16 protein-coding genes and 1 tRNA gene are annotated in these 17,599 nt (G+C 61.3%); 5 read left to right on the top strand and 12 right to left on the bottom strand.

The window, feature by feature from the left end:
• Nucleotides 1-36 precede the first annotated feature (36 nt).
• Nucleotides 37-825, bottom strand: a complete 789-nt coding sequence (locus MESS4_RS29775) for an FkbM family methyltransferase (RefSeq protein WP_006339421.1) — start codon at nt 823-825, stop codon at nt 37-39.
• A gap of 272 nt (nt 826-1,097) precedes the next feature.
• On the opposite strand from MESS4_RS29775, the gene MESS4_RS29770 reads away from it, so the two are divergent.
• Nucleotides 1,098-1,487, top strand: coding sequence for a type II toxin-antitoxin system RelE/ParE family toxin (locus MESS4_RS29770; protein WP_280110265.1), 390 nt, complete (start codon nt 1,098-1,100; stop codon nt 1,485-1,487).
• A complete protein-coding gene (locus MESS4_RS29765) occupies nt 1,484-1,807 on the top strand; it encodes a helix-turn-helix domain-containing protein (protein ID WP_006339419.1) in 324 nt (107 codons plus the stop codon). The genes MESS4_RS29770 and MESS4_RS29765 overlap by 4 nt, the downstream gene beginning before the upstream one ends.
• An 82-nt stretch (nt 1,808-1,889) precedes the next feature.
• Here the strand turns inward: MESS4_RS29765 and MESS4_RS29760 are convergent.
• Nucleotides 1,890-1,965, bottom strand: a tRNA-Thr gene (locus MESS4_RS29760).
• A 354-nt stretch (nt 1,966-2,319) separates the two neighbouring features.
• Between MESS4_RS29760 and MESS4_RS29755 the strand changes: the two genes are divergently transcribed.
• Nucleotides 2,320-3,483 (top strand): hypothetical protein, encoded by a 1,164-nt coding sequence (locus tag MESS4_RS29755; protein WP_006339415.1) that lies wholly within the window; start codon nt 2,320-2,322, stop codon nt 3,481-3,483.
• A gap of 5 nt (nt 3,484-3,488) precedes the next feature.
• On the opposite strand, the gene MESS4_RS29750 is transcribed toward MESS4_RS29755, so the two are convergent.
• Both MESS4_RS29750 and MESS4_RS29745 read right to left on the bottom strand, forming a co-directional pair.
• Nucleotides 3,489-5,087: a cisplatin damage response ATP-dependent DNA ligase gene (locus tag MESS4_RS29750; RefSeq protein WP_006339413.1), complete on the bottom strand. Its 1,599-nt coding sequence runs from the start codon at nt 5,085-5,087 to the stop codon at nt 3,489-3,491.
• A gap of 246 nt (nt 5,088-5,333) precedes the next feature.
• Nucleotides 5,334-6,344 carry a ligase-associated DNA damage response exonuclease gene (locus MESS4_RS29745; protein WP_006339411.1) on the bottom strand — a complete coding sequence of 337 codons (1,011 nt, stop codon included), beginning with the start codon at nt 6,342-6,344 and terminating at the stop codon, nt 5,334-5,336.
• A 106-nt stretch (nt 6,345-6,450) separates the two neighbouring features.
• Between MESS4_RS29745 and MESS4_RS29740 the strand changes: the two genes are divergently transcribed.
• Nucleotides 6,451-7,392: a methyltransferase domain-containing protein gene (locus MESS4_RS29740; protein ID WP_006339409.1), complete on the top strand. Its 942-nt coding sequence runs from the start codon at nt 6,451-6,453 to the stop codon at nt 7,390-7,392.
• A gap of 105 nt (nt 7,393-7,497) precedes the next feature.
• Entirely contained in the window at nt 7,498-7,818 is a 321-nt protein-coding gene (locus MESS4_RS29735) for a hypothetical protein (protein ID WP_244441240.1), read from the top strand.
• Here the strand turns inward: MESS4_RS29735 and MESS4_RS29730 are convergent.
• From MESS4_RS29730 to MESS4_RS29695, 8 genes are all read right to left on the bottom strand, one after another.
• Nucleotides 7,815-8,756 (bottom strand): glyoxylate/hydroxypyruvate reductase A, encoded by a 942-nt coding sequence (locus MESS4_RS29730; RefSeq protein ID WP_006339397.1) that lies wholly within the window; start codon nt 8,754-8,756, stop codon nt 7,815-7,817. The genes MESS4_RS29735 and MESS4_RS29730 overlap by 4 nt on opposite strands.
• Nucleotides 8,757-8,785: 29 nt before the next feature.
• Nucleotides 8,786-10,414: an ABC transporter ATP-binding protein gene (locus tag MESS4_RS29725; protein WP_006339396.1), complete on the bottom strand. Its 1,629-nt coding sequence runs from the start codon at nt 10,412-10,414 to the stop codon at nt 8,786-8,788.
• Nucleotides 10,411-10,911, bottom strand: a complete 501-nt coding sequence (locus tag MESS4_RS29720; protein ID WP_006339394.1) for a PIN domain-containing protein — start codon at nt 10,909-10,911, stop codon at nt 10,411-10,413. The genes MESS4_RS29725 and MESS4_RS29720 overlap by 4 nt, the downstream gene beginning before the upstream one ends.
• Entirely contained in the window at nt 10,911-11,144 is a 234-nt protein-coding gene (locus MESS4_RS29715; protein ID WP_006339392.1) for a hypothetical protein, read from the bottom strand. Before MESS4_RS29715 ends, MESS4_RS29720 begins: the two co-directional genes overlap by 1 nt.
• Nucleotides 11,145-11,377: 233 nt before the next feature.
• Nucleotides 11,378-12,517, bottom strand: a complete 1,140-nt coding sequence (locus tag MESS4_RS29710) for an ABC transporter permease (RefSeq protein WP_006339389.1) — start codon at nt 12,515-12,517, stop codon at nt 11,378-11,380.
• The gene (locus tag MESS4_RS29705; RefSeq protein WP_006339387.1) at nt 12,517-13,614 is read right to left on the bottom strand and encodes a microcin C ABC transporter permease YejB; all 1,098 of its coding nucleotides are present in this window, start codon (nt 13,612-13,614) and stop codon (nt 12,517-12,519) included. Before MESS4_RS29705 ends, MESS4_RS29710 begins: the two co-directional genes overlap by 1 nt.
• Before the next feature lie 30 nt (nt 13,615-13,644).
• Complete coding sequence (locus MESS4_RS29700; protein ID WP_006339385.1) at nt 13,645-15,513, bottom strand: extracellular solute-binding protein; 1,869 nt, start codon at nt 15,511-15,513, stop codon at nt 13,645-13,647.
• A complete protein-coding gene (locus tag MESS4_RS29695; RefSeq protein WP_006339376.1) occupies nt 15,513-17,390 on the bottom strand; it encodes an extracellular solute-binding protein in 1,878 nt (625 codons plus the stop codon). The genes MESS4_RS29700 and MESS4_RS29695 overlap by 1 nt, the downstream gene beginning before the upstream one ends.
• Nucleotides 17,391-17,599: the final 209 nt, after the last annotated feature.

The following is a 17,599-nucleotide window of genomic DNA, read 5'->3' as shown; positions in this document are numbered from 1 at the left end:
AGATGGCTGGCTTGCCCGAGATTCTAATCAAAGACGCTATATCCATTCGCGGAAGCGCGTGCCCGCCTTGCGGAATGCATCCATGACTTGGAATTCTGCGACGCGTTTCTTTCGTCTCTCAGGAGTCCGCATTTTGAGAGAGTGGAATTCCACATATGCGGCATAGAGATCGCGATGGCTCCCGGACCGGATCATGTCATCGAGGATATCGTACTCTGCCCCTTCGACATCGAGTTTGAGAACGACCACGTCGTACAGTTCACGCTTCGCTCGGATCATTTGCGACAGCGAAAACGTTTCGACGAGGTCCGGAGTAAATCGTAGCGATTGATACAAGCTTTCGTTGTGGTCAAAGACGATCGAGCAACCCTGGTGGGTGGGCCCCGACCGGTCTGGAGGGGGACCGAATAGTTCGACATAGCCATCTTTCACGCTTGCCGCCTTGACGACGATCTCCATCGTCGCATTTTCTGAACGCAAGGCATCAAGGTGCGGCAGGCAATTCTTGTTGGGTTCGACCAGAACGTAGTCGTAGCGGTCGGGAGTGTAGTACCGAGAAAAGTATTTATATCCCTGGCCGATATTTGAACCACAATCGATAAACAATCCACGCTCTGCCGCCTTGAGCTTGGACGATGCTTGCCTTGCATCGGTCCCAACGCGACGACGGAGCCATAGCGACCTAAGCGGTTCGCTCAGCGACCATGCTGACAATTGCAGGAACCGACCAAACCCCTCGGCTCTCAAGACATGTGCTGCTTGCTGGGTCTTTCTATTAAGCTTTGTTGCCAATTGGACAATCGGCGCCGTTGCTGTAATGAACATTCTCTGCCTCCGGATTGCCCCCCGCCCAAGGTTGACCATTCCGTTGCATATAAATGCTTGAACTTCGTACAGAGCTTCCGATCCGCAATGCTACTTGGGAAGCGAGCGTGGGAAAGTACGCTTAAATCCGGGCCTGTCTTCGTCCGTTCGAGGGATGCACTTCTGGACAATCACAGCGGTGCGAGTTGACCGTGCGCATCAGCGTTGTAGCGAGGTCCAGAAAGGAGATGGCCGCCAGCGCAGCCACACTGGTTTGGCGGCCAGCCTGCCACCTGCCGGAGACTCATTTCGGGTTTTCCTCAACAGTCGAGTCGACTCCTCGATCGCCCGACTCGTCATGTCTCGCGGCAGCCAAAGACGTCGGCATGTCCGATGACGAGCGTAGCGATGCGGTCGACATGGTTGCTCAGGATCCCCATATCGGGGATATGATGACGGGTACCGGCGGCTGCCGGAAGTTTCGCGTTGCCGGTCGAGGCAAGGGCAAAAGCGGCGGCTACAGGGTCGTTATGGTGTTCGGCGGCGAGAACATTCCGTTGTTCCTGCTCACAGTCTTCGGCAAGGGCGAGAAGGACAATTTGACGAAGGCCGAGCGTAACGAGCTGGCGAAATTGGTGAAGGTGCTGATCGACACCTTTGGCAAGAAAGGGAGATCGGAATGAAAACCGCGTTCGACAAGATCAGGGCCGGCCTGGACGATGCCATCGCGTTCGCCGAGGGCGAAACATTTCGCGGCGTGATCAATGTTCCCGCCAAAGTCGATGTTCGCGCCATCCGCCGGATGCTGCACTTGAAGCAGGAAGATTTCGCGGCCCGCTTCGGCTTCGGCTTAGCTCGCCTCCGCGATTGGGAGCAGGGCAGATCCTCGCCTGACAGCGCGGTGCGCGCTTACCTGACTGTCATCGAAAAGGATCCCAAAGCCGTAGAGCGGGCTCTTGGGGCTGCCGAGGATAACCTTGCCGAGGAGCGGCTTGCTGGCTGATCGACACAAGGGCGCAAGGCCGATCGATGGCGAAGCGTTATGCGTATCACTTGGATAAGCTGCTTCAGACGCAATGGTTTAGTGGTGCCGCTTGCGTGACTCGAACACGCGACCCCATCATTACGAATGATGTGCTCTACCAACTGAGCTAAAGCGGCCCAGGAAGCCCGAGGCCTCCAAGATGCGCTGGGTGATAGACGCAACCCGCCGCGAATTCAAGATGGGCCGCCACGAATTCAAGATGGGACTTGGCAATTCGTACCGATCCCATGTGCTGACCAAACGAAGCGCACGCCGCCGATCCATCATGGCTCACGCTGCACCACGCCAGCGGGTTATTTGCCGGCGAGGCGGAAAAATCGGCGAAAAATGTTGATTTCTTTACCGAAAGATCGCCGAAATCGGCCTTGAGCGCGTCGGCAAGGCAGAATGCGGCCGCTCGCCCGTTGATTGATTGGTCGCCTGCGGCTAACGATCATGACAATGTGAGCGAACGTGCAGAGGGATCCGGCTTGGACGCCATCGAAAAAGCGATCCGGAATGCTTTCGAAAAAGGCAATGCCGAGGATCGGGCGTTTCGCGAGCGGGTCTATCGGTCGGCCTTCGCGGCACTTGACCGTGCCCTCCAGTCCAATCCGAACGTGACAGTGGAGGTCGCCATCAAGCGCCGCAAGGCGGTGCAGGCCAAGATCGCCGAAATCGAATCCGAATTCCTGCCGGCGGTTCCCGATGTTGCCATGCCGGCGGGCGACGCTGCGGAAGCGCCGGCGGTGGAGCTGCCGGCAGAGGCTGAAGCTGCAGTCAAAGCTGCCGAGCCCGCGCCGTTGCCCGACGTCGCTGTCGACGGGTCGGTAGAACCTCCTGCATCCGACGAACCCAGGTCGCGCGTGCTGCCGGTCGTCCCCGATATCATGCCCGAAGCGGTTTTTCCCGGCGTGCCGGAGGTCGATATGTCGGCCTCTGCATCGACCGGAACTGACGAGGCGGAGGTGACGCCCGACCGCGACGAGCGGCGGATAAGAGGGCGCCGCTTGCCTCTGACGGCTATCTTCCTTGGCGTGACACTGCTCGCTGCAGCCGGCATCGGTCTGTATTTCGCCGCGCAGACCGGCGTCTTCAAGACACCGGCCGAGCTTGATACGGCACCGCCGCAGGAGCCGCCGACAGTGGGCGACGACGATTTCACGCCGCCGGCAGACACGGCCTTGCCGCTGAAGCCCGGCGAGCCGGATCGGGCGCGCGACTGGATCAATGTGTTTTCGCCAAGCGACCCCACGCTCGTCAACGCCCCCTCGGATGCCAAGGCCGAAGTCATGCAGGACGACAGCGGTTCCTTCCTGCGCATCCGTTCGGGCGCTTCCGGTTCGGCCATCAGCTTCGATGTCGGGCAAGGCGTGCTGGAGAAACTCGCCGGCAAGCATGCGACATTCGACATCCTCGCGCGCTCCGAGGAGGGCAAGGAGACGCAGATTTCCGTCGACTGCAATTTCGGCGAACTCGGCGACTGCGGCCGCAAGCGCTATGCGGTCGGCCGGGAGCGCAACGAATATCTGTTCGACGTGCGGTTTCCCGACAAGCGTCCGGGTGCCGCCGGCACCATCGCCATCAATTCCGACTTCGACAAACAGGGCAAGTCGGTCGACGTCTACGAGATCCGCGTCTCGATTGTGCCATAAAACATCTAGCTATCGAGCAGCGCCTGCAGCGTCTCGATGCGGTCGGCCTCGGCCGCCGGCTTGTCCCAGCGCAGCCGCGAAATGCGCGGAAAGCGCATGGCGACGCCCGACTTGTGCCGTGTCGAGCGGTTGAGCCCTTCGAACGCCACCTCCAGCACCAGGCCTTGTCTGCGATCGGCCCGCACCGAGCGGACCGGGCCGAAACGCTCGACCGTGTTGTCCCTGACATATTTGTCGATCTGCCTCAGCTCCTCGTCGGTGAAGCCGAAATAGGCCTTGCCGACCGGCACAAGTTCCTCGGATCCTTCCGGGCCGGACCAGACGCCGAACGTGTAATCGGAATAGAAGCTCGAACGCTTGCCATGGCCGCGCTGGGCATACATCAGCACGGCGTCGACCGTGTGCGGATCGCGCTTCCATTTGAACCACGGACCCTTCGGCCGCCCAGTGAGATAGGGTGAATCCCAGCGCTTCAGCATGACGCCTTCGATGATCGGGTGCGGCGGCGCCCTGCGCAATTCCTCGAGTGCCGTCCAGTCCGCGAAGTTGACCAGCGGCGACAGGTCGAAACGGCTCGGATCGAGCGTTCCCACAAAGGCTTCGAGGCGGCTGCGCCTTTCGCGAAACGACAGGGCGCGCAAATCCTCGTCGCCGATCTGCAAAACGTCGTAGCAACGCATGAAGGCCGGAAATTGCTGCTGGATCTTCGCTGTCACGCTTTTGCGGTTCAGCCGCTGCTGCAGGTCCGAAAAGGTGCCTGTCGCCTGGGGATCGCCGACCAGCAGCTCGCCGTCCAGCGCGGCTGAAAAATCCATGGCTTCGGCAAGATCCGGAAAAGCCCCGGAAACATCGTCGCCGGTGCGCGAATAGAGCCGGCGAACGCCGCCTTCGCAAACCGCCTGGACACGGATGCCGTCCCATTTCCACTCGGCCGCATAGTCGGCCGGATCGAGCTTTTCGAGGTCGCCGTCGCCGACCGCGTTGGACAGCATCACCGGCCTGAACAGCGCCAGCGCCGTCTTCTCGGGTTTTTCGGCCTTGCCTTCCAGCCAGGCAAAGAGGCCGGCATAGGGCGGCGCCAGCCCGTGCCAGAGTTCCTCGATCTCGGCGACGTCGACTTGGCCGAGATCGGCCAGCGCCTGCTTGGCCAGCCGCGCCGAGACGCCGATGCGCAGGCCGCCGGTCACCAGCTTGATAATGGCGAAGCGCGCCGAGATGCTGGCGCTGTCCAGCAGCTTCGCCAGCACCTTCGGTCCGTCGGAACGGCTGGCCGCCTGCAGTTTCGCCACGACTTCGGCGAGCGTCGGCGGATGGTCTGGTATGTCTGCAGGCGGTTGCGGCCAGACCAGCGAGACGGTTTCGGCGAGATCGCCGACATAGTCGTAGGAATAGCCGAACAGCACCGGATCCAGGCGCTCGATGACCAGCGTGCGCAGCATGGCCGGCTTGACCGCGGCGATGCTGAGGTCACCGGTGATCGCGGCCAGCGCCAGCCCGCGATCCGGATCCTCGACGCTGCGGAAATAGTCGGTCAACAGCGTCAGCTTGCCGTTGCGCGACGGCGTCAGCACCAGGCGGTCGAGAAGCTCAGCGAAGCGGTTCATGATGAGGCGCGCCGAGCCAATCGGGAGAGCTTGCGTTTCTTCCCACCCCCCTCCGTCCTGCCGAACATCTCCCCCGCAAGGGGGGAGATTGGCAGCTTCGCCGGCGGCATTCTCCTTACGAAGTTGGTGATTGGCGAAAATCGTCGCGACATCCGATCTCCCCCCTTGCGGGGGAGATGGCCGGCAGGCCAGAGGGGGGTGGCGTGGAGCGCCCCATGGGCGATTGTCTGACCTGTCTCCATCAGCTCAATCTCCCTCGTCCTCGTAGCCGACGAGATGCAGCGGCCGTGCGGCGATGCCTTCGAGCTCGCACCAGCGCACCAGGGCCTCCTCCCTGCCATGCGTCACCCAGATCTCCTCCGCACCTGTCTCCTTGATCGTGGCGGTCAGTTCGTCCCAGTCGGAATGGTCGGAAATGATCAGCGGCAGCTCGACGCCGCCTTGCTTGGCGCGCTGGCGGATGCGCATCCAGCCGGAGGCGAAGCACGAGATCGGATCGGGAAAGCGCCGCGCCCAGCGGTCGGCGAAGGCCGATGGCGGGCCGATGACGATGGCCCCGGTGAAATCGTCCTTGGTGCCGCTTTCGACGGTTGCCGGCTCCAGCGTGCCGAGGTCGATGCCTTGGCTCTGGTAATAGTCGCTGAGCTTGGCCAGCGCGCCATGGATATAGATCGGCCTGTCGTAGCCGGCATCGCGCAGCAGCCGCATCACCCGCTGCGCCTTTCCCAGCGCATAGGCGCCGACCAGATGCGCGCGTTCGGGAAATTGCGCCGCCGATTTCAGCAACCGGGCGATCTCTTCGCTGTCGGGCGGATGGCGGAACACCGGCAGGCCGAAGGTCGCCTCGGTGATGAACACGTCGCATTTGACCGGCTCGAACGGCGCGCAGGTGGCGTCCTTCTGGCGTTTGTAGTCGCCGGAGGCGACGATGCGCCTGCCCTGGTGCTCGACGGCGATCTGCGCCGAGCCGAGCACATGGCCGGCCGGATGAAAGGTGACCGTGACCCCGTTCAGCGCGATTGTATCGCCAAGTGCCGCCGCTTGCGTCGTCCCGGCAAAGCCCTCGCCATGGCGCAGCCCCATGATGTCGAGCGTCTGCCTTGTGGCGAGCACGCAACGGTGGCCGGAACGCGCATGGTCGGAATGGCCATGCGTGATCAGCGCCCGGTTGACCGGCCGCACCGGGTCGATGAAGAAATCACCGGGCGGGCAATAGAGGCCCTCGGGCCGGGGGTGAAGCAGGTCGCTGGCGCGCATTATCGCAAGATAGTTGCTAATTCCGCCGCGGGAAGCCTGTTGCAAGAGACTGCTGACTCCAGCATACACCCACTGCCGGCTTCATTTGCTGGCGGAACAACCGTCCATGAAACCGCTCCAGACCTCTTCCGGCGACCTCAACACCGATCGTCGTGCCGACTATGCCGAAATGCTTCACGCATCCGGCGATCATCCGGCAGCCGCCGAGCTGCTGCTCGGCGCGCTGGAATTGGCACCGCAATGGGCGATGGGCTGGTTCCGCCTTGGCGAGATGCAGGAAGCCGCGGGCGCCTTCGATCAGGCGGCGCAGGCCTGGACGATGGCGCTCAAGCTGGAGCCGGTGGATCGGCTTGGTGCGGGGCTGAAACTGCAACTGATCGGCAAGGCGCCAGCCACCGCGGCGCCGCCCAGCGCCTTTGTCGAAACGCTGTTCGACCACTACGCCGGGACCTTCGACGAGGCGCTGGTCGACAAGCTCGGTTACCTCTTGCCCGAGTTTCTCGATCGGGCCATTCGGGCGGCAAGGCCGGGCCGCTTCCGGCTGGCGATCGATCTCGGCTGCGGCACCGGTCTGATGGGGCAGAGGCTGCGGCCGATCGCCGATCGCCTCGAGGGTTACGACATCTCGGCCAGGATGCTGGGCAAGGCGAGGGCCAAAAGCATCTACGATCATCTCGCCAAGGCTAACCTGCAGACCTTTTCCCATACGGGCGAAAAGGCCGATCTGGTGGTGGCGGCCGACGTGTTCATCTATGTCGGTGCGCTCGAAGGCGTGATGAAAACGGTCGCTCGAATGCTTGCCGGCGACGGGCTGTTCGCGTTCTCGGTCGAGACGCTCGCCGGCACCACCGACTTCACATTGCAATCGTCGCGGCGCTACGCGCATTCGGAAATCTATGTGCGCAGGGTGCTCGCCACCAACGGCTTTTCGACCCTGTCAGCGGAAACAACCGTCATCCGGCAGGATCGCCGCCAGCCGGTCGAGGGGCTGGCCGTGGTAGCCGGGAAGTTGCTTGAAGCAGATACCGTCCCGCCGACCTCGGTGTAATGTCTGATGCGAAAAAGCCCGATTCGCATGTCCGGGTTATCTGGGGAATCGACACGGAGCACGTCCATGCGCTGGAACTTGGTGGTCTTGGCATCTTGCCTGGCAATGGTCGGCTGCGCCGGCTCTTCACTGGCCGAACGGCAGGATGAGAACGTCGAGTCTTCCCTGCAATTCGATAGCGTGCCTTGCGACCAATTGCTGGCGCAACGAAACGCCTTGGCGCAGCAATACCACCTGCCGCAGGACGCCAAGCCCTCGTTCTCCAATTCGGGGGTAGGCTTCGGCCCGTTCACGCCCGATGTCCGTTCCAAGGCCCGGCGCGATGCCGAACAGGCCAGCGGCCGCATCGACGCCATGAACCGGTCGATCACCCGCCGCGACTGCGGCAAGCCGGACAAGCAGAACAAGTTCGCGCTGCCGAGCTAATACCCCGCCTTGCGATCCACCAGATTGTCGAGCTTCTCGCCGCGCTCGAACGCCGCCATCTGTCGCAGCATGATCGGCACCAGGTGCACGGGATCGGAGGTCGCCGCCGCATGCGGCGTGACGAACACCTTCGGATGGCTCCACAACGGGCTGGTCTTGGGCAGCGGCTCGACCTCGAACACGTCGAGGCTCGCTTCCTTCAGCGTGCCGTCCTCCAGCGCGCGCAGGATGTCGGCGTCCTTCTGCAGCCGGCCTCGCCCGGCATTGATCAGAACCGAGCCGCCGAGGCCGTTGCGCTTGCGCAGCTCCTTCAGCACGCCATGGTTGATCATGCCTTGCGTCTGCGCGGTGAGCGGCAACAGCACCACCAGAATATCGGTGGCATTGAGGAAAGGGATCAATCCGGCCTCGCCCGAATAGGTCGAAACGCCTTGCATCGGCCGGTCGCTGCGCGACCAGCCATTGACCGCAAAGCCGAGCGACAGCAGCGCCGACGCCGCCGCCCGGCCAAGCGTGCCTAGCCCCATGATGCCGACGGAGATGTCGCCGGCCGGCCGCTGCGGCGGCTCGTGCCAGATCTTCTTCGGCTGCTGCGAGCGGTAGAGCATGCCCTGGCGATGGTGGTCGAGCACCCGCCAGACGACATATTCGGTCATGTGCTGGGTAAGGTTGTCGGCGACGACCTTCACGATTGGCACGTCGGGCAAGGTGGGATCGGCAAAGATGTGATCGACGCCGGCGCCGATGGAGAATATGGCGCGCAGATTGGGCAGCGACGACAGAAGGTTCGGCCGCTGCTTCCACACCACCGCATAGGTGATCGAGGGGTCGCTTGCGCCCTCCGGCTCAAGCGCCACCTCGCGTTCCGCCGACAAGAGCTCGCGCCAGCGCCTTGGATGAATGCCAGTGAGGGCAAGCAGGATACGGCCTTTTTCCATTTGCGGTTTCTTTTTCCCTATTTTGCAGCCTACTCGCTGACGATGCCGACCGGCGCCGTCTCGATCTTGAAGGCGGCAGAAATCAGCGCCCGAGTATAGTCGGTTTGCGGGTTTCCAAAAATCTGCTCGGAAGGGCCGGCCTCGACGATCCTGCCATTGCGCATGACGATGACGTCATTGGCAAGCGCTCGGATCACCTTCAGATCGTGGCTGATGAACAGATAGGCGAGATCATGCTTCGCCTGCAGGCCGCGCAGCAGGTCGACAACCTGCGCCTGCACGCTCATGTCGAGCGCCGAGGTCGGTTCGTCCAGCATGACGAAGCGCGGGTTGAGCACCATGGCGCGCGCAATGGCGACGCGCTGCCGCTGGCCGCCGGAGAATTCGTGCGGATAGCGGTTGCGCGTGGCGGGATCGAGCCCGACCTCCTTGAGGACATCGATGATGCGCTTGTCGCGCTGATCGGGCGACAGTTTCGGCTCGTGTATCTTCAGCCCTTCCTCGATGATCTCGGAGACCGACATGCGCGGGCTGAGCGAGCCGAACGGATCCTGGAAGACGATCTGCAGCTCGCGCCTGAGCGGCCGCATGTCGTTGAAGGTCAGCCTGTTGATGTCGCGTCCGTTGAACTGGATGCTCCCGGTCGACGAGATCATCCTGGCCAGCGCCAGGCCGAGCGTCGTCTTGCCTGAGCCGGATTCGCCGACGACGCCGAGCGTCTGGCCGGCGCGCACGGTGACGTCGATGCCGTCGACCGCCTTCACATTGTCGACGGTGCGCCGAAAAAAACCCTTCTTGATCGGAAACCAGACCTTTATGTCCTTGCCCGTCATCACAGGCTTGGCGGCATCGTTGGCGGCCGGCGGCTTGCCCTTCGGTTCGGCGGCAAGCAAATGCCTGGTGTAGGCGTGCTGCGGATTGGCGAAAATGTCCTTGGTCGGACCGGTCTCGACGATCTTGCCCTTGGTCATCACGCAGACCCGGTCGGCGATCTTCCTGACGATGCCGAGATCGTGGGTGATGAACAGCATCGACATGTTCTTGCGGCTCTTCAGACCCGCAAGCAGTTCGAGGATCTGCGCCTGCACGGTCACGTCGAGCGCCGTCGTCGGCTCGTCGGCGATCAGAAGCTCAGGTTCGTTGGCCAGCGCCATGGCGATCATGACGCGCTGGCGCTGGCCGCCGGAAAGCTGGTGCGGATAGGCGTCGAGCCGTTTCTGCGGCTCGCGGATGCCGACCTCGTTCAACAGTTCCAGCGTGCGCGCCTTGGCCTGGCGGTCGCCCAGCCCCTGATGCAGCTTCAGCACCTCGACGATCTGCTGCTCGATCGTGTGCAGCGGATTGAGCGAGGTCATCGGCTCCTGGAAGATCATGGTGATGTTGTTGCCGCGCACGCGGCGCAGTTCCTTCTCGTTGGTGGCGAGCAGGTCGGCGCCCTGGAACAGGATCTGCCCCGACGGATGGCTGGCTGTCGGATAGGGCAGCAGCTTCAGCACCGACAGCGCCGAGACCGACTTGCCGGAACCGGATTCGCCGACCAGCGCCACCGTCTCGCCCTTGGCGATGTCGAAGGAGATGTGGTCGACCGCCATCGACTGACGCCCTTCTTGCACGAAGGCGACGCTCAGATCCCGGACCGAGAGCAGAAGAGCGGTCATGGCTCAAGTTCCGCGACGACTCTATCCAAGGCAGAAATTTCCGGTCGTATGATCGAAATTTTGGCTGCCATTTGAGGGGGAACGAGACGATTTGGTACGATAGAATAGGTCTCCTTCAATCTCGTATCCGCAGTCAGAAATTGTGTGCAGCCGAAGTGCATCGCTGTGGAAAGATGGATCGCGTCTGGCAATCTTAATGAAAGAAATTCCGAACGCAGTTGCGCTGCGTGCCAGAGAATCTCGCGAGTTACCGTCCCAATTGAGATAAAGGCATTGCCGATCGAAATATTGTCGTAGAGTTCGATCAGCCGTTCATTGTTCTTTTTCAAGGGGTCAACCATCAACTCTGCGAGAACGATCTCGCTTGTCGCCAGGAAAGGTTGCTTTCTGCCCTCGTTCAGTGAAATGACCTGAAGTAGTTTTTTTGCAAGCGCGTCATTGTTTTCAAAGGCATAGATGAAAATGTTGGTGTCGACGTAAAGCCGGACTGCAGCCATCAATCCTCCCACTCATCGCGGAGGGCACGAACACGCGCGACAGCCTCATCGAGGCTTGTCCCCGGCGCGTTGGCCTGAGCATTCCGCATGAGTTCAAGCAATTGTTTGCGGCCGAGAGGCCGGTTGGCCTCCTCTTCCACGGTCACCTTGACCGAAGCCCCCGGAGCTATGCCTTCCCGCAATTCGTCTGGGAGCTTCGATGCCGGGTAATGTTCAAGGATGACCTTGTTCATGACTCTGTCCTCATAGCGCGGGGGTAGACGAACTATACGGTTACTGACTCATAGTCTTGGCTGCGAGTTCGCTCGATTTCGGCCAACCTGCCCTCCAGCGATCGGCTGATGACTACCACCTAATGTTTCCCCGGTCATAGCCGCCAGTTCTTTCGCCAATTGATCGATACGTTCACTTTTATCCCAATGCCATACTGAGAATATAACACGCCGAATGCCGGCCTGCATCGCCCTCATCGGAACGTCTTGCGCGGATCGAAGGCGTCGCGGGTCGCCTCGCCGACGAAGACCAGCAGCGACAGCATCAGCGAGATGACGACGAAGCCGGAAATGCCGAGCCATGGCGCGTTGAGGTTGCGCTGGGCCTGCTTCAGGAGTTCGCCGAGCGAGGCGGAACCGGGCGGCAGGCCGAAGCCAAGGTAATCGAGCGAGGTCAGCATCGAGATCGAGCCACTGAGCAGGAAGGGCAGGAAGGTCAGCGTCGCCACCATGGCATTGGGCAAGAGATGCCGGAACATGATGGTGCGGTTGGGCACGCCGAGCGCGCGCGCCGCGTTGACATATTCGAAATTGCGGGCGCGCAGGAATTCGGCCCGCACCACGCCAACCAGCGCCACCCAGGAGAACAGCAGCATCAGCCCGAGCAGGATGAAGAAGCCGGGCGGCAGGATGGCGGCGACGATCAGCAGGAGATAGAGCACCGGGATCGCCGACCAGATCTCGATGAAGCGCTGGAACAGAAGATCGGTCCAGCCGCCGAAATACCCTTGCAATGCGCCGGCCGTCACGCCGATCAGCGCCGAGCCGGCGGTGAGGATCAGGCCGAACAGCACCGAGACCCTGAAGCCGTAGATGACGCGCGCCAGCACGTCGCGCGCCTGGTCGTCGGTGCCCAGCCAGTTCCAGTTGCCGACGATGCAATTGGGATCGGCCGCACCTTGCGGATACTGGTTGCAAAGGGTCTTCTTGTCATAGAGCCAGGACGGCTTGGTGGGCGCTGCCTCGGGAATGGCGTTGTTGACGGTCTGGTAGGAGTAGCGGATCGGCGGCCAGATCATCCAGCCTTGGGCATTGATCTCGTCCTGGATGACGGGGTCGCGATAATCGGTGATCGCGTAGAAGCCGCCGAACTTTTCCTCGGGGTAGGCCACCAGCACCGGAAACAGGATCTCGCCCTTGTAGGAGACGATGATTGGCCTGTCGTTGGCGATCAATTCGGAAACCAGCGACAACACGAAAAGCACGAGGAATATCCACAGCGACCAGTAGCCGCGCCGGTTGGCTTTGAAATTCTGCCAGCGGCGCTGGTTGAGCGGCGACATCCGGGGCCGGGCGATCCGATCCGGCGCCGTTTCGGCGGCGGCTTCCGCCATCAGATGTCTCTCCGCTCGAAGTCGATGCGCGGGTCGACCCAGGTGTACATCAGGTCGGAGAGCAGGCCGACGAACAGGCCGAGCAGCGAAAAGATGTAGAGATTGGCGAAGACCACCGGATAATCGCGCTGCAGCACCGAGTTGAAGCCGAGCAGGCCAAGACCGTCCAGCGAAAAGATGTTCTCGATCAGCAGCGAACCGGTGAAGAAGGCCGAGATGAAGGCGCCGGGAAAGCCGGCGATGACGATCAGCATGGCGTTGCGGAAGACATGGCCATAGAGCACCTGCCGTTCCGACAGGCCCTTGGCGCGGGCGGTCACCACATATTGCTTGCGGATCTCCTCGAGGAACGAATTCTTGGTGAGCAGCGTCGTCGTGGCGAAGGCCGACAGCACCAGCGCCGTCAGCGGCAGGGCCATGTGCCAGAAATAATCGACGATCCGCGCCGGCCACGACAGTTGGTCCCAATTGTCGGACGTTATGCCGCGCAGCGGAAACCAGTCGTAGAACGATCCGCCGGCAAACAGCACCATCAACAGGATGGCGAACAGGAAGCCGGGAATGGCATAGCCGACGATGACGACGCCGCTGGTCCACACATCGAACGCCGAGCCGTCCTTGATCGCCTTGCGGATGCCGAGCGGGATCGAGATCAGGTAGGACAGAAGCGTGATCCACAACCCGATCGAGATCGACACCGGCATCTTTTCGAGGATCAGGTCGAGCACCGAAATGTCACGGAAATAGCTGTCGCCGAAATCGAACCTGATATAGTTCCACAGCATCATGCCGAAGCGCTCAAGCGGCGGCTTGTCGAAGCCGAACTGCTTTTCCAGCTTGGCGATGAATTCCGGATCAAGCCCTTGCGCGCCGCGATATTTCGAGCCGATGTCGCCGGCGACATCGAAATTGCTGCCGCCTGTGTCCCCGCCACCGCCGCCGCCCAGGCGATCGTTGCCGCCCTGGTTGGTCAGCCTGGCAATGACCTGCTCCACCGGTCCGCCCGGCGCAAACTGGATGACGGCGAAGGATATCGCCATGATGCCGAACAGAGTCGGGATCATCAGCAGGATGCGGCGCAGTATATAGGCGCCCATCAGGCTCTCTGTCCTGTTCGAGCCACAATCTCAGGCTTTGCCAATTTTTGCCGCCTTGCCCTTGTCGAACCACCACAGCGTTTCGACCGGAAAGCCGAAATCGGGTTTCTGCTCGGGAAAGTCGAACATGTCCCAATAGGCGACGCGGTGATTCGCGAGATAGTATGTTGGAATCCAGTCTAGCCGCGCGCGCAAGACCCGGTCGAGCGCCCTGAGCGCCGTGACGAGTTCGATCCGGCTGTTCGCCTTGCCGGCTGCCTCGATCAGCGCATCGATGGCTCGGCTCTCCGTGCCGGGATAGTTGCGCTGGCCCGGCGTATTCGCCATCCGGGAGTCATAGAGTATCTCCAGGCCGTCGGCGGTGGGCGTCGCCCCGATCGACCATGCGAGCATGTTGAAGTCGAAGTCGAAATCGCTCTGTCGTCGTTCATATTGTGTCGAATCGACCTGCCGGATCGAAGCGTCGATCCCAATCACCTTCATATTTTCGGCCCATGGGGTGAAAATGCGAACGAGCCCATCGTCCTCGGCCAGCATTTCCACCTGCAGCCGTTCGCCCTTTTCATTGACGACGAAATTGCCCGCCCGCTTCCAGCCGGCCTCGGCGAGCAGTTTCGAAGCCGCGCCCAGCAGCTTACGGTCGTGGCCAGACCCGTCGGAGACAGGTTGCATCACCGGTTCGCCGAAAGTTTCTGGAGGCAGTTCGGCTCGAAACGGCTCGAGCAGGGCCAACTCCCCGGGTGAGGGCAGGCCTTCGGCCTTGTAGTCCGATCGTTCGAAGTTCGATTGCGAGCGCTCGTAGGAGCCGAAAAACAGAACCCGCTTGATCCATTCGAAATCGAAGCAACTGGCGATCGCCCGCCGCACCCGCACATCGCGGAATTGCGCACGGCGCTGGTTCAGCGCGACAGCCTGCATGGATGGCGATTTCTCGCCGGGAAATTCCCGTTTGACGACCTTGCCGTCCCTCAGCGCCGGAAAGTCATAGCCGGTCGCCCATACCCGCGAGGTAAATTCCTCGCGAAAATGCGTGTCGCCTTTCTTGAAGGCTTCAAACGCTGCCTGGCGATCAAGATAGAAGTCGATACGGATGCGGTCGAAGTTGTAAAGGCCGCGGTTTACGGCGAGATCGCTGCCCCAATAGTCGGCGACGCGTTCATATTCGACCGTCTGTCCAGCTGTCACCCGCCCGATTTTGTATGGTCCGGAACCGAGCGGCGGTTTCATCGTCGAGGCATCGAACTCGTTGGCCGCATAAAAGGCCTTGGACACGATCGGCATTGCGACGACCGAGAGGATATTCTGCGCGGACTGTTCGCCGTTAAAGGTGAGGTTGACTGTGGCGGGATCGACCGCGACCGCTTCCGTCATATGCCGCAACGCCTTGGAAAGGTTAGGATGGCCCTTGTCCTTGTAGAGCTTCAACGCAAAAACAATGTCTTCGGCGGTCAGTGGCGAGCCGTCGTTGAAGCGCGCTTGCGGCCTCAGGCTGAAGCGAAAGCCGTTGCGGTCCTGCGACAGCGTAACGGACTCGGCAAGCAGGCCGTAGACCGCATCAGGCTCGTCAAGTGCGCTTGTCATCAGCGAATCGAAGCAGAGTTCGGTGCGCGGCGGTGAATCTCCCTTCAACACCAGGGAATTCAATGTGTTGAAGGTCAGGAAGCTCTGATTCAAGGTAGCATTGGGCGGTGCGAAATTCATCTGGCCGCCCTTGGGGGCGTCCGGATTGACATAGTCGAAATGCTTGAAATCCGCAGCATATCTGAGATCGCCGAAGGCCGACAGGCCGTGCAGTTTCACGTCGGTCGGGATGGTGGCGAAGGCCCGGCCGGGCAGCAGGGCTGCTGCGGCGGCCGCTGTGCCGAGTGCGAGGAAGTCGCGACGGGGCAGCGTCGCCATCAATTGCCGCCCTTGTATTTGGCGGTCAGCGCCTTTTCCTTGTCGGGATCGATCCACCAGGAGTTCTGGTCAACACCGCTGTAGGTGGGTTGCTTTTCTGGAATGCCGAACTTGTTCCAATAGGCGAGCCACACCACGGCCCGGTAGTATTGCGGCACGACATAGTAGTTCCACAGCAGCACCCGATCGAGAGCGTGGGTGCCGGCGACGAGATCTTCACGGTCTGTGGCGAAGATGATGCGGTCGACGAGCGCATCGACCACCGGATTCTTGATGCCGGAATAGTTGCGTGAACCAGGCTTGTCCGCTGCCTTCGAGCTCCAGAAGTCGCGCTGCTCGTTGCCCGGCGAATCCGACTGGCCAAGCTGCCCTATAATGACGTCATAGTCGAAATTGTTGACGCGGTTGATGTACTGGGTCTGGTCGATGATCCGCAAAGTGGCGTCGACGCCGATCTTGCGCAGATTGGCGATATAGGGGCTGGAGATGACCTGGTCTGTATCGTTCCATCCGAGGATCTCGAATTTGAATGGCTGGCCGGTCTCTGCGTTGACCATCTTGCCGCCCTTGATAACCCAGCCCGCCTGGGCAAAGAGGTCGACCGCCTGCTTTAGATACTTCCGTTCCGCCTGCGGGGAATCATAGACCGGAAGCTTGAATTCCTGGGTGAAGAGTTCGGGAGGCAGTTTGTCGCGAAACTTTTCGAGGATTTCCAACTCCTTGCCTTGTGGCAGTCCGCTCGAGGCCAGTTCCGTGCCCTGGAAATAGCTGCTGGTTCGGGTGTTGAAACCGTAAAACAGTGTGCGGTTCATCGTCTCGAAGTCGAAGGGGTACGTTAACGCAGCCCGAATGAGGCGATCCTGGAAAAGCGGTCGCCTTTGGTTGAGCATGAAAGCCTGCATCGGCTCAGGCGAGGTTGTCTTGAATTCCTTTTTGATCACATTGCCGGCTTTGATCGCTGGGAAATCATAGAATGTCTTCCAGCGCTTTGAACTGTTTTCCGGCTTGATGTCGTCAAGTCCACCCTTGGTGAAAGCCTGCCAGGCGGCGTTGTCGTCAAGGATATAGGTGAAGCGCTGGGTGTCGAAATTCTCGCGGCCGATCTTCACCGGCAGCTTGGCGGCCCAATAATCGGGCACGCGCTGCCAGATGATTTCCGACCCTGGCTTGAAACTGGCGATCTTATAGGCGGCGGAGCCGAGCGGCGGCTCCAGTGTCGGCCGGGTGATGTCGCGCTTCTTGCCGTTGGCGTCGGTGCCTTCCCACCAGTGTTTCGGCAGCACGGCGAGATCGCCGAGAATTTGCGGCAGTTCACGGTTGCCCTTCTGGTTGAAACGGAATTCGACCTCGCGGTCGGAGACAGCCACAGCATCGGTTACGTTCTCGAAATAGCGGCTGTATTGCGGGCTGTTGGCTTTCAGCACCTGGAACGACCAGATCACATCGTCAACCGTGATTGGCTGGCCATCGTGCCATTTCGCACGTGGGTCGAGACGGTAGGTCGCGGAGGAATAGTCAGCCGGATATTTGTAGGCGTCGGCGATCAGCGGATGGCTGGTGCTGCCCTCGTCCGTCGCCTGCTCCATCAGCGTGTCGTAGAGCAGGCCGCCTCCGAACGGGAGGAGACCGGCGGCCGGCGAACCCTGGACGATATAGGGATTGAGGCTGTCGAAAGTGCCAAGCACCACCGAATTCAGCGTGCCGCCCTTCGGTGCGTCCGGGTTGACATAGTCGTAGTGCTGGAAATTGTCGCCATATTTGGACTTGCCGATCAGCGACGAGGTGGTGCGCCATACGTCCGCACGGGCCGCCTGCAATCCGGCGGTCAGAAGGACCGCTGCCAGCAACGACCTCAGAAGCGTTCGGCCAACCGTCATGCGTTCTCCTCTTCGCGCTGCGCATCCTCGGGCAATCTAGATCATTTGACGCCCGTGAAAACCGCCGCGGGCCGGCTTTGTCGCCGCATATGCGGTTTTCCCAACAGAAAAGCCGGGCAGAACCCGGCTTTTCTATGGATATGCTCATTACAATTCCGTCATTGGGCCGGGGCGGGCGCCGCAGGGGCGGCAGGCGCCGGCGCGGCAGG

The sequence above is a fragment of the Mesorhizobium sp. STM 4661 genome (genome assembly GCF_000359125.1).
Classification (GTDB): Bacteria; Pseudomonadota; Alphaproteobacteria; order Rhizobiales; family Rhizobiaceae; genus Mesorhizobium.
The sequence above is the reverse complement of the archived record's forward strand: the minus strand, read 5'-3'. Positions and strand labels throughout refer to the sequence as shown.